Raw genomic sequence first — 13,206 nt, 5'->3', positions numbered from 1 at the left:
TCTCGTAAAATATTTTATTGGTCGATATATTCCTTAGTTGAAGCAATAATGTCTTGTAATCCCTTTTTAGCATCAGCGAAAAACATTTTCGTCTGAGGCAAAGAGAACAAAGGATTAGCGACCCCGGCATAACCAGTACTCATCGAACGCTTGATAACGACGACTGACTTGGACTTATCAACATCCAAGATCGGCATCCCCGAAATACTGTTGCCGCTCTGACGTGCCAGCGGGTTAGTAACATCATTAGCTCCGATAACCAAAGAAACATCAGTATTGCCAAACATAGAGTTTGCTTCATCCAACTGTTTCAATTGATCATAAGGAACGTTGACATCGGCCAGCAAAACATTCATATGGCCAGGCATACGTCCAGCAACCGGGTGAATAGCATAGTCGACATTGATACCATGATCAGTCAGCAGTTTTGCCAATTCAGCAACTTCATGCTGAGCTTGGGCAGCGGCAAGGCCATAACCGGGGACGACCATCACGTTGTGCGCGTAAGCCAGCTGAAGACCGATATCATCGGCGCTGGTCGAAACAACTTTGGCATTTGCCGCATCGTCACCGGCACTGCTGGACTCGCCTTCTCCAGTACCAAAACCGCCGGCCAAAATATTAGCAACTGAGCGGTTCATAGCGTCGGCCATCTGCAAGGTCAAAATGGTACCGGCAGCACCGACCAAAGCACCGGCAATGATCAAAACTTGATTATCGATAACAAAACCAGCAAAAGCAACTGCTAAACCGGTAAAGGCGTTCAATAATGAAACGACGACCGGCATATCTGCTCCGCCGATCGGCAAGGCCATCAACAGACCGAAAATCAAACTAGCAGCCAAAGCCAAGATCAGATACCAGTAATTATCACTTTGTCCGATCATCAAAAATGCCGAAACAAGGATAGCCAAAATAACAATGATATTTATAAAAGGACCAGCCGGAATATGAACCGGTTTTCCAGATATTTTGCCCGACAGCTTGCCTGTAGCGATCAGTGAACCTGAGAAAGTGATCCCGCCGATCAAGACATCCAAAAAGACCGGAATAGACAAGATCAGCGAAAGATGACCGGAAGCAGTCAGATAATCAAAAATACCAATGACAGCGGCAGCACCGCCGCCAACAGCGTTAAATAACGAAACCAACTGCGGTACATCGGTCATTTGGACTCTTTTAGCACGAAGGAATCCATACAAGATCCCCAGCAGCAAGCCGACGATCAAAACGATCCAGGCAGTAACATTAACTTTTCCGTCAGTGATCAACTGGATCAAAATCATGATCACAGCCAAAATCATGCCGACAAATGATAAACGATTTCCAGATTTGGCAGTTTTCGGGCTGCGCATTAAATGGACACCGATAACATAACAAAAAGCACAAACTAAATAGATCAGTGAAGCCGTTGTTGTTAAACCGTTCATTTATTAGCCCCCTCTTTACCGGCCGGTTTGCGATCAAACATGGCTAGCATACGATCAGTAACGGTATAACCGCCGGTAACATTGACAGCCGCAAAAAAAGCAGCTAAAAAGACTAAAATATATAACAACCAATTATCAGCTTCTGCAGCAATGGCAAAGGCACCAACGACGACGACACCATGGATCGCGTTTGCACCTGACATCATCGGCGTTTGTAAAGTCGATGGTATCTTAGACATAACTTCAAAACCAACCAGCAGGCTTAAAACAAAAATCGCCAAATTAGTATATAGTTCTTGACTCATTTATTTGACCTCCTCCTTTTTTGTTTCTTCTTTAGCGCTCAGACCATAGCGGCGCCTTAGAAAAGCAGAACTTATTTCTCCGTTAGATGTCGCTACAAGATCCTTTAAAACATCGTCTGACAGATCAAGCGATAATTTTTCATCTTTAACGATGTAATTGATAGTGTTTTCGATATTTTTAGAGTACATATCAGAAGCTGATTTTGCTATCTGGCTTGGCAGATCGCCAGCCCCGATAATGATGGCACCGTTTTTGGTGGTAACAGTCGTCTCTGGTTTTGAACCTTCAACATTGCCGCCCAAATCAGATGAACCAAGATCAACGAAAACCGTGCCGGCCTTGGCAGCCTCGACCGCTTTTTTCGATACAACGACTGGCGGTTTTTGTCCCGGGACTTGAGCCGTAGTGATAATAACATCATTTTCCTTAATGAAACCCTCTAATTCAGCTTGTTGAGCTTTTCTCTCATCATCGTTCAAAGCTCGTGCATATCCATTTTCATCCTTGACTTGAACTGAAGATATCAAAGCCTTAGCAGCCAAAGACTCGATCTGATCACGAGCATCTTCACGAATGTCATAACCGGAAACGACGGCACCCAAACGATGCGCAGTACCGATCGCCTGTAATCCTGCGACAGCGGCACCAATGACCAAAACTTTGGCAGGCCGGGCTGTACCGGCAGCTGTCATCATCATCGGAAAATATTCCGGATAAGCATTAGCAGCCATCAAAACAGCCTTATAACCGGCTATTGATTTTTGTGATGAGTTCGCATCCATATTTTGTGCACGAGAAACAGTACGCGGCAATAATTCAAAAGATAAAGTATTTACACCGGCACTTGCTATTTTTGTAAACAGTTCTTGTGCTGAAAAGGGATTGAGCATACCGATCAATGTCTGACCCTTTTTCAATCGTTCGAGATCACTATCTATCGGACGATAGACGGTCGTGACTATGTCAGCTTTAAGTGCGGCCAAATGAGTGCCTAGTTCAGCACCAGCAGCAGTATAATCTTCATCTGAATAAAAAGCCCCCTGGCCGGCTCCCTTCTCGATCACTACCTTGAATTTCTTCTTATTAAGTTTGCTAACAACATCTGGCGTTAAAGAGACCCGGTTTTCACCTTTTTTCTCCTTAAGCGCCGAAATTACTAAAGGCATTAACTATCCTCCTTCTTTATTTTTTAAGCAAACGCTTCCAAAAATCATTTTAGTCTTTTGAAAATAAATAGAAAGTGAGTGCTTGTTTATTTGTGAAAATTATTTTCATCAAGGAAAAATAATTTTAATTTTTTTGCTGCCAAACAAAAGAATAATAATAATCAGGTTTTGTCAATAGGAACTCCGGCGGTACGCTCGGACTCCAAGAATCATCACCGCCGACTCCCATGACAAAAGCATCAAGATCAAGCCACAAACCTTTTTCTTCGGTCAACAGATGGCGATGATCGACTCTTGCAAGCTGCTTTTGACTATAACGGCTCAGATTAAAAGCAAGCGGTTGGTGATCGACAGCGGTAATCGATTGATCAGCGAAACTTAACTGATCAACACCAGTCCGCAGCCCGTTTTCGCTCGGAAAAACATAAGGAGTGAAGAGTTTATCGATATCAAGGTGCCAATTTCCATAAATTGCAGCGGCTCTTCGGTCTGGATAATTTTCCAAAGGACCAAGACCCTTATAGTCAACGAAATCAGCATTTACATCAAGCTGGACTTTCATACCGATCCGTGCGGGAGCCGGATAAGCCGAATCGCGCTGGATTTGATTAGATACCTTCAGCGAACCGTCATTTGTAAAAAGATACTCTTTATTGGAAACGAACAAAACATCCCCGTCATGATTAACAAAATGATGCTTTGTCTTGATCAAGACATCATTGCCAAAACGATCTGCTTGAAAATCGACCAAAATAGCATGCAGATCGTAAAGACCTGCTGCCTTCCAACGCTGATACCAAGCATTCGGATCGATATTATCAGCTTCGCTGACCCCGATATCGTTGTCCAAAGGCGCACGGGTAAACTGGTCAGTCAGAGGCGAGATCAGCTTTTCTTTTCCTTGATCGACCCAGCTGTTCAACCAACCGGTTTTTTTGCTGAAGGAAAGCTGCTGATCCGGCAAACTAAGCGCCAGCTGGTCATCGCTGTGAATAAATTTTATTTTTGGTCCATCCGCCGCAGAAAAAATCTTTTCGGCAGCGATATTCCGATCTTTTAAGAAAAATTGCTGATGAGCTAATTCAAAACCAGCTTTGATCAAAGGATCATCCTCTACCTGCAGTATTTTCAAATTCAAGTAAACCGGTCGATCGTCTTTCTCAAAAGGAGGAATCGCAAAGGTAATTTTTTGACCCGGAGCAAAGTGCAATTCTTTTTCATGCTGATAAAAAATTTTTTGACCGTTGAATAATTGACAAACTAGTTTAACTTCAACAGTTTTGAACTGATAATCACTTTTTATGGAAAAACTTTCAGCGGTTTTGAGCGGGTCTTTATCAAGCGCAAATTGGAAAAATTGCTGGCAATATTTTACTTCCGCCAGGGCTGGTTTGGCACTGCGGTCGGGAAATAAGAGCCCGTCTAAACAGAATTGGCGATCGTTGGGTTTGTCTTTAAAATCACCGCCATAGGCATAGTAAGTTTTCCCCTGCTGATCTTTTTTTGCTAATCCTTGATCGACCCAATCCCAAATAAAACCGCCTTGCAGCCGCGGAAACTGTCGAAAAGCCTGCCAATATTTGGCAAATGAGCCTAAACTATTGCCCATATCATGAGCATATTCGCATAATACTAAAGGTCTTTTTTCACCAGGCAAACTGATCCATTTTTTGATCGACCATTTTGAATTAGCAGAAAAGATTTGATCCTGGTCGACCCTGGCATACATCGGTGCAATGATATCAGTCGCATCACTATCGGCCCCGCCGCCCTCGTATTGGACCAAACGGCTTGGATCTTCTTTTTTTAACCAGTTGTACAAAGCTGCATGATTGCGGCCATAGCCGGACTCATTGCCCAATGACCAAATAATGATCGAGGGATGATTAAAATCACGCTGAAGCATTCTTGTTACACGATTTGCCATCATCGGTAAATAGTCAGGATCGTCCGTCAAACGGTTCATCGGTACCATACCGTGAGTTTCAATATTTGCTTCATCTACTAAATAAATTCCATAGCGATCGCAAAGATCATACCAGTAAGGATCATTGGGGTAATGCGAGCAGCGGACAGCGTTAAAATTAGCCTCTTTTAAACGGCGGATATCTTCCAGCATCGTTTGATGATCAACATAATAACCGGTCGCGGCGGTAAATTCGTGTTTATTGACGCCGCGGATCAGCAGTTCTTTGCCATTGATCTTTATTAATCCCTGATCGATCTCGACTTTGCGAAAACCGACCATAGTTTTTTCAGCCTGAATCAGCTGTCTGTTTTTATCGAATAATTCAACGACCAATCGATACAGATCCGGCTGCTCGCAAGACCACAGCTTGGGATCTTCAACTGTCATCTTGTTGACCGCCAGATCTTTATAGCCGCCTCTTTCATCAATATCGTCAGTAGAAAAATCAGCTGTTTTTTCTTGTATTAAGCGGTGGCCGAAATAAAGTTTCGTTTTCAAAGAAAAATCCTGATAAGAGCTGCCCTTGGTCAGCCTGCTGGTCACGATCAAATCGGCCCGATCAAAATCCTGATCAAGTTTGGTTTGATAACGAAAATCCTCGATCGCTGTTTTTGGCACACGATAAAGTTTGACTTGACGAAAGATCCCGGACATCCTCCACATATCTTGATCTTCCAGGTAGCTGCCCTTAGACCAGCGGAATACTAAAGCAGCGATACGATTATCACCTTTTTTCAAATGATCCGTGATGTCAAATTCTGCTGTTAAGCGGCTGTCTTCAGAGTAACCGATCCAATCACCGTTGACCCACAAATAAAAAGCCGATCCGACACCCTCAAAGGAGAGCCTGATCCGATCTTGGCCAAGCCAATCATCGTCTAAACGAAAATTTTTCGAGTAGCAGCCGACTGGATCATCATCAGGGACTTGAGGCGCATCGGCTTTGAACGGATATTCAACATTGGAATAAATCGGTTTGTCATAACCGGAAAGCTGCCAATTGCCAGGGACTTTTATCTGATCATGGTCATCTAGATCAGCGAGTGACCAGCTTTCCGGCACTTGCTGGACTGAAGGAAAATAGCTGAAATTCCACTGGCCGCTTAGATTTTTAACAGTTTTATCAAAATCATCATTCAAAACGTCTTTTTCAAAACGAAAGAAATTCATCGGTACATGCATTGGCAGCCGGCCAATACTCAAAACAGAAATATTTTGCCAGTCATTACGGGCGACCACTTGTTTGAAACTTATTATTTTTTTCATGAATTACTCCGGTAAATAAAAAACCGGTCATTTGTTTTTTTAACGAATGGCAGGTTTTAAACATAGTAAATATTATTTTTTCGTCAATCTAAATATTGGATCATTTTTATCAACATGACCGTTTTCTTTTAGCAAGTCAAAGTCAGAGATCTCATCAGAATTAGTAATAACAGCAGCGACCGTATCGTCATAGCCGGCTTTTTTGATAGCCGGATCCCAGAATTCGATCAAAAGATCACCGCGTTTGACCCGCTGACCGCGCTGGAAGTAATTGATGAAGCCGGTACCGCGCATATTGACGGTGCCGAAACCAACGTGGATCAACGTGACGATGCCGTCATTGGAAACCAAACCAACTGCATGCCGAGTGGAAAAGGTTATCCTGACTGTACCATCAAAAGGAGCATAGATGCGGCCATCGCTAGGCTTGATGGCAATGCCGCGTCCCATAGCACCGGAAGCAAAAGTTTTATCTGCGACCTTGCTTAAGTCAACCAGGTCACCGGCTACTGGGGCAAAATAATCGAATTGACCCTCTTTCAAAGCCGGAACCGTGACTTTTTCGCCAGATTCCTTTTCAACGGCGACGAAATTCTTGCCCCAGGTCTTCTCCAATTTATCAACGATCTGAGCATGAGCTTTTTCGTCCAAAGTTATCTTCTTATAAAAGACATATGCACCGATCAAGACCATGATCAGCGGCAGACCGAACATCATGACTTTAAAAATCAGCTGTCCCTGTCCAGTTACGGAACTGGCAGAAGCACCGGAAGTCATTCCAGCCCAAACAGCCGTTAAACCAACGACTCCATTTGAAACCGCACCACCGAACTTATCGATCAAAGGACGAACAGAAAGTGTCAAACTTTCATCACGATGGCCGAATTTCAATTGACCATATTCAACCGAATCAGTGATCGTCATCAAGACGACCAAGAATATCAACGGCTGCGGTATAAAGAACAGCTCAGCTGAAATCAAAACCAGCAAAAGTGATTTACCAGCAAAGAAGAAGGAGATCAAACCGATTATCATAATACCGATCGAGAAAAAGAAGACGTTTCTCCGGTTGAATTTTTTAGCCAATGGTGGAAAAGCAAGAACGGCGATCAAACCAACAACCGTGTTCAAGAAGGCTAAAATCGAATATTGCCGTGAATTACCAATGATAAAGGTAAAGTAATAAAGCTGAAGAGCATTAGTTATCTGAATAGCTGCTGTGTAAAAAAGATAAGAAAGCGAGAGCCACATCAGCTGATCATTTCGCGTCAGAACATGGAGAACATCACCGATCGTGGTCTTTTCGGTATTCTTACGCAAAGTAGAATTGATTTCTTTTGTTCCTAATCCGACTCCAACGGCCGAGATCCAAGAAACAAAAGCCACGAACAAAGCAAATATGAACCAGCCGCGGTTATCGCCTTGGCCATTATTGTCATTAACTGAAAAGAATAAAACCATCGGCGTAACGATAACACCGACCAAATTAGCACCGATCGTCGAACCGACACGAGCATAGGTCGCAGTTTTTTCACGTTCATGCGAATCAAACGAAAGCGCCGGTATCATTGACCAGAAACTGACATCTTTAAATGAATAAAAAATATCCATCAATATATAAAGGATGGCAAATATTATCAAAAATAAGACTGGATTAGAATTATCCAAACCGCCAAGATCAGTAAAGAGCAGAGCGATCGCAACCGAACTGACAGTAGCACCAGCGATCACCCACGGTTTGAATTTGCCCCAGCGAGTAGTCGTATTATCGATCGTGTTTCCAATATAAGGATCGATCAGCAATTCAACGACACGTAAAACCGTGATCACCAAAGTTATGTAGCCGATCATTTGTGCTGCTCTGGGACCCGTGACGTTACTAAACAAATGAGAAGTAACGAACATTATGAAATAGGTCGACAGGGTACCATAAAACATGTCATGTCCGAAAGCACCAAAGGAATATGCTAAACGAGGAACAAGCGAATGTTTTTTAGTTTCCATATTTTTCTCCTAAAGGGTAAAACAATTTTGAACCCAAGAAAAATCGTAAGCGCTTTCAGACAATTTGTCAAATAAATTTAGTAAATTTTTTAATTTTGTTGTCCAGGCCGAATTTATAAATCACAAAACTGATAAGATTTACTCAAAAGTAACAAAAATATAAAATCAGTTTGGACATATAGATGGCAACTATCAGAGAAATTGCAAAATTAGCCGGTGTTTCACCAAGTACCGTTTCAAGGATCCTCAACAGAGACCCGCTTTTGTCTGTTAAAAAGGCAACTAGAGAAGAAGTTGAAAGGATCGCTGCAAAATTAAATTATCGCTCGGTCCATCAAAGCAAAGAATCAAAATTAAAGCGGGTAGCGATCGTGACCAGCATGTCGGAAAAAAGAGAGATCGAAGATCCCTATTGGCGCAATATCCACCGCAGTATCAAACAATCAGCCCGAAAATACGGACTCGAAGTAGCACGGATAATCCGCTTGAGCGACAAAAAAAACAAACAGCCGGCAACTGTCTTTGGATCAATATTCTTCAATAATCCTAACTGGTGATCTCTCGGAAAAAGCAATCAAAGAAATCAAAAAGATCAATCCAAAAATGGTCCTGGTCGATGCCCGCTTGCGCTTTGATACTATCGATTCTGTCGAACCTGATCTAATGACGATCACAGAAAAAATACTTGACCAATTTTTACTTATCGGCAGAAAAAAAATCGCTTTTATCGGTGCCTTGAATAAACGCCTGAATTTAAACGACCAGCCTGAAGAAAATTGGGAAGATTCGTGTTCAGTTGCCTACCGCCGCTGGACAAAACAGCATGACCTGCCGGCAATGATCATAAATGGCGACTGGAGTGCCGAATCGGGTTATCAAAGTATCAAAAAATTATTCCAGGATTTTGGGAAAGTCGACGCTTTGATCGCGGCTTCGGACGTTATTTCGATCGGTGCGATCAAATATCTGCAAGAACAGAAAATCACGATCGGCAAAGATATTTTGCTGGCATCATTTGACGATCTCAGCTTTATTTCCTATCTCAATCCTTCGCTGACCAGCGTTGACCTTTCACCGGATGCGATCGGATCGACCGCTTTAAAACAAGCTTTAGAACTAGCAGATAACGAACGCGATTGGCATAAATGGACGATCATCCCCGGAAAGATCGTTTATCGAGATTCCTTTAATTTTAAAAATTTAAAGTAAGCGCTTCCCATTTTATCAACTATGTGATACATTGAGATTGAGCTTTTACTAAATGTTTACGAAACAATCAGAACATTTGGTCGAGTGCTTAAAAATTATTCGCAATTAAAAGTGGAGTTTTTAACGATGACAGATGTTTACGAGAAACTAGCAACGATCTTTACAGAAAAATTTGCCGTAAAAGCAGAACATAGATTCTTTTCGCCCGGTCGGATCAACCTCATCGGCGAGCATACAGATTACAATGGCGGACACGTCTTCCCGGCAGCGATCACCTTGGGTACTTATGGTGTCGGTTCTAAAAGAAATGATCGCAAAGTTTTGCTTTATTCCGATAACTTTACTGATCAGGGAGTGATCGAATTTTCTTTGGACGACATCAAAAAAGATCCTGACGGTAACTGGGGCAATTATGTCAAAGGTGTGATCTTGGCTCTGAAAAAAGAGGGCTTTGATATTCCAAACGGTTTTGAATTGGTTATTGAAGGAAATCTGCCGAATGCTTCAGGACTATCTTCATCCTCATCACTCGAACTATTGATCGGTGTCGTCTTAGAACGGTTATTCGATCTGAAAACTACTCGTCTGCAATTGGTCAAAGCCGGACAAGCGGCTGAAAATGACTTTATCGGCGTTAATTCCGGCATCATGGACCAATTTGCGATCGGATTCGGCAAAAAAGACCATGCGATCTTCCTTGATACCAACACATTAGAATACGAATTGGTCCCAGCTGAATTCGGTAACAACGTCATTTTGATCATGAATACCAATAAGCGCCGCGAACTTACAGATTCTAAATATAATCAGCGCCGCAGCGAGTGTGAAACAGCACTTAAAAAGCTCCAGACAAAGTTAGATATCAAAAGTCTTGGCGAACTTGATAACAAAACATTCGATGAAAACGCTGATTTGATCCATGATCCGACTCTTGTAAAAAGAGCACGCCATGCCGTTTATGAAAATCAACGGACGATCATCGCTAAACAAGCACTTATCGACGGCGACCTGGAAAAATTCGGACAGCTGATCAACGATTCGCATAAATCATTAAAAGAAGACTATGAGGTGACCGGTGTTGAACTTGATACTTTGGCCCAGACAGCTCAAAAACAGGCAGGTGTCCTTGGTGCACGAATGACCGGAGCCGGATTCGGCGGATGTGCGATCGCATTAGTCGACAAAGATAAAGTAGATCAGGTAAAAGCAGCGGTCGGAAAAGCTTACTTGGATAAGATCGGTTATGAAGCCAGCTTTTACGTTGCTGAAATCGGTGATGGATCCAAAGCACTCGATTAAAATTGTATTGGAGGATTTGATGCAGGAAGATTTAGCAGGAATTTTTGCTGATAAGGTCATCGAAAAAAAGAGAACTTACCAAGCGCTGGATAAGATATATTTGACAAACCAAATCTATAGCTTAGTCGGAGAGAAAAACCAACAAGCTAAGGATGGCGACGAAAAACAAGACATTTACGCCGTCCGCGACGAATTAGTAAGAACAGCTGTCAAAAACCAAAAAATCAATGACGATTTGACTGACCGGGAGATACTCGCATCGCGATTAATGAATTTTTCAGTACCAAGACCAAGTGTCGTCAATGATATTTTCTGGAAAAAATACAAAGAGTCGCCAAATGAAGCGACCAATTATTTTTTCAGTCTAAGCAAAGACAGCGACTATATCAAAACAAGGGCGATCGCCAAAAACATCGCTTTTAAAACAGCAACTGATTACGGCGACTTAGAAATCACTATCAACCTGTCAAAACCAGAAAAAGATCCCAAAGCGATCGCTGCTGCCGGCAAAAAAACTTCGACTTCATACCCCTTATGTCAGCTTTGCATGGAAAACGAAGGCTATTTAGGCAGACTCGGTTATCCAGCTCGGAGCGAACACCGGATAATTCGCTTAGAACTCAATGGCGAACAATGGGGTTTTCAATATTCCCCTTACGCTTATTTCAATGAGCACGCGATTTTTCTATCACCAGTCCACCGCCCGATGCACATAGATCGGATCACTTTTAAAAATTTGCTGACGATCGTAAAAATGTTCCCTGAATATACAGTTGGTTCTAATGCTGACCTGCCGATCGTCGGCGGTTCGATTTTGAGCCACGATCACTATCAAGGCGGCCGGCATGATTTTCCAATGGCTTTAGCGGCGGTCGAAAAAGAATTCGAGCTGCCAGACTTTCAAAATGTTAAAGCCGGAATCGTCAAATGGCCGATGTCGGTAATCCGTCTTTGGGCAAAAAACAGCGACGATTTGATCCCGGCAGCCGGTCATATTCTTGATTCGTGGAAGCAATACAGTGATGAAAGTGTTGATATCAGAGCTTATACACACGGCCAAAGGCACCACACGATCACACCGATCGCCAGAAAACGCGGTGAGAATTATGAAATCGATCTAGTTTTGCGCGATAATCAAACATCAGATAAATATCCAGATGGCATTTTTCATCCGCATAAAGATGTTCAGCATATCAAAAAGGAAAATATAGGCTTGATCGAAGTGATGGGGCTTGCGATTTTGCCTGCACGATTAAAAGATGAATTAGCAGAAGTCGAAAAATATGTACTCGGTCAAAAAAATCAGATTGCCGATTACCATCGCCCTTGGGCTGATCAGCTCAAAGCAGCTTTCACCGGAAATGAAGATCAAGTCCACGATTACGTCCAACAAGCAGCCGGCCGTGTTTTTGCACAAGTTTTAGAGTATGCCGGCGTTTTCAAGAGCGATCAAAAAGGACGGTCAGCTTTCGATAAATTCATCCAACAATTATAAGGAGCAGCGTGATGACAAAAATCGAAAAAGAAGTATTCGGCAGCTATCAAGGCAAAGACGTTTTGCAATACTCTTTGACCAATAGATCCGGTACCAGGATCTCAGTCCTCAATTATGCAGGGATCCTAAGAGAATTTTCAGTTATTGATGATCAAAAAAGAGTTCAATTGCTTTTGAGATCTGACAGGCTTGCCGATTATACAGACAACAGTATGTATTTGAATCACATCATTGCCCGTACTGCCGGCAGAATAAAAGACGCCAGATTTGAATTGAACGGAAAAGAAATAGAACTGCCTGCTAACGAAAACGGTAATTCTCTGCACGGAGGCCCTCATTCTTTCGCTAAAAGTTTTTTCGATATCAAAGCTGATAGCGACAAAAATCGTATCATCTTAGAAAAAACTCTTTCAACAGCTGATGACGGTTTTCCAGGCAGCCTTAAATTAAAAATCATTTATCAGCTTGATGAAAATGACCTTTTAAGTGTCAGCTTTATCGGACAGCAAAGCGAATCGGACGACGTATTCAATCCAACCCTGCACACCTATTTCAACCTAGCCGGCCAAGGAAACGACGATGTTACTGATCATCAATTATGGATCAATTCCGATAAACATCTCGAAGTCGACCAAGGAAAAAATCCAACTGGCAAATTATTAGCTAATCAAGGTCCCTTTGATCTTAAAAATCAGCCTGACCTAGGCCAAGCTCTTTTTCAACTAAAAAAAACGATTCCAGAAGGCGGCTTCGATGATGTATTTTTCCTCAAAGGACATTCCCCTGCGGCCGTATTGAAGGATAAGATCAGCGGGCGCAAAGTCGAAATATCTTCTTTGAGAAATGCTTTAGTCGTTTACACGAGCAACGGTTTAGATAATGGAATCGAACTCAATCACGGCAGCTCTCATCCTTGGATCGGTGTCGCTTTAGAAGCTCAAACAGCTCCCAACAGTGAAAATCAGCCATCGCTGGGAGATGTCTCGATCAAAAAGGATCAAGTGATAACAAGAAAGATCGAATATCGTTATTCAAAAGATGCTTAAATTGATTTATATTTAT

Annotated in this window: 10 protein-coding genes; 5 read left to right on the top strand and 5 right to left on the bottom strand. The window is 42.4% G+C overall.

Features of this window, described 5'->3' with window-relative positions; all coding sequences use genetic code 11:
- Positions 1-14 precede the first annotated feature (14 nt).
- From ACKP2L_RS01830 to ACKP2L_RS01810, 5 genes are all read right to left on the bottom strand, one after another.
- Positions 15-1,430: an NAD(P)(+) transhydrogenase (Re/Si-specific) subunit beta gene (locus ACKP2L_RS01830; RefSeq protein WP_439425689.1), complete on the bottom strand. Its 1,416-nt coding sequence runs from the start codon at positions 1,428-1,430 to the stop codon at positions 15-17.
- Positions 1,427-1,735: an NAD(P) transhydrogenase subunit alpha gene (locus tag ACKP2L_RS01825; protein WP_439425688.1), complete on the bottom strand. Its 309-nt coding sequence runs from the start codon at positions 1,733-1,735 to the stop codon at positions 1,427-1,429. Before ACKP2L_RS01825 ends, ACKP2L_RS01830 begins: the two co-directional genes overlap by 4 nt.
- On the bottom strand, positions 1,736-2,902 hold the full coding sequence (locus ACKP2L_RS01820; protein WP_439425687.1) for an NAD(P) transhydrogenase subunit alpha: 1,167 nt from the start codon (positions 2,900-2,902) through the stop codon (positions 1,736-1,738).
- A gap of 124 nt (positions 2,903-3,026) precedes the next feature.
- On the bottom strand, positions 3,027-6,137 hold the full coding sequence (locus ACKP2L_RS01815) for a beta-galactosidase (protein ID WP_439425686.1): 3,111 nt from the start codon (positions 6,135-6,137) through the stop codon (positions 3,027-3,029).
- Positions 6,138-6,209: 72 nt separating this feature from the next.
- Positions 6,210-8,141 carry a glycoside-pentoside-hexuronide (GPH):cation symporter gene (locus ACKP2L_RS01810; RefSeq protein ID WP_439425685.1) on the bottom strand — a complete coding sequence of 644 codons (1,932 nt, stop codon included), beginning with the start codon at positions 8,139-8,141 and terminating at the stop codon, positions 6,210-6,212.
- A 182-nt stretch (positions 8,142-8,323) separates the two neighbouring features.
- On the opposite strand from ACKP2L_RS01810, the gene ACKP2L_RS01805 reads away from it, so the two are divergent.
- From ACKP2L_RS01805 to ACKP2L_RS01785, 5 genes are all read left to right on the top strand, one after another.
- The gene (locus ACKP2L_RS01805; RefSeq protein WP_439425684.1) at positions 8,324-8,698 is read left to right on the top strand and encodes a LacI family DNA-binding transcriptional regulator; all 375 of its coding nucleotides are present in this window, start codon (positions 8,324-8,326) and stop codon (positions 8,696-8,698) included.
- Positions 8,664-9,350, top strand: coding sequence for a substrate-binding domain-containing protein (locus tag ACKP2L_RS01800; protein ID WP_439425683.1), 687 nt, complete (start codon positions 8,664-8,666; stop codon positions 9,348-9,350). The genes ACKP2L_RS01805 and ACKP2L_RS01800 overlap by 35 nt, the downstream gene beginning before the upstream one ends.
- 126 nt (positions 9,351-9,476) lie before the next feature.
- Complete coding sequence (locus ACKP2L_RS01795) at positions 9,477-10,649, top strand: galactokinase (RefSeq protein ID WP_439425682.1); 1,173 nt, start codon at positions 9,477-9,479, stop codon at positions 10,647-10,649.
- Positions 10,650-10,668: 19 nt separating this feature from the next.
- A complete protein-coding gene (locus ACKP2L_RS01790; RefSeq protein ID WP_439425681.1) occupies positions 10,669-12,144 on the top strand; it encodes a UDP-glucose--hexose-1-phosphate uridylyltransferase in 1,476 nt (491 codons plus the stop codon).
- 11 nt (positions 12,145-12,155) lie between these two features.
- A complete protein-coding gene (locus ACKP2L_RS01785; RefSeq protein WP_439425680.1) occupies positions 12,156-13,190 on the top strand; it encodes an aldose epimerase family protein in 1,035 nt (344 codons plus the stop codon).
- Positions 13,191-13,206 lie beyond the last annotated feature (16 nt).

The organism is Oenococcus alcoholitolerans (assembly GCF_051852995.1).
In the GTDB taxonomy this organism is placed as follows: Bacteria; Bacillota; Bacilli; order Lactobacillales; family Lactobacillaceae; genus Oenococcus; species Oenococcus alcoholitolerans.
This window is presented reverse-complemented; position numbering and strand designations above follow the sequence as displayed.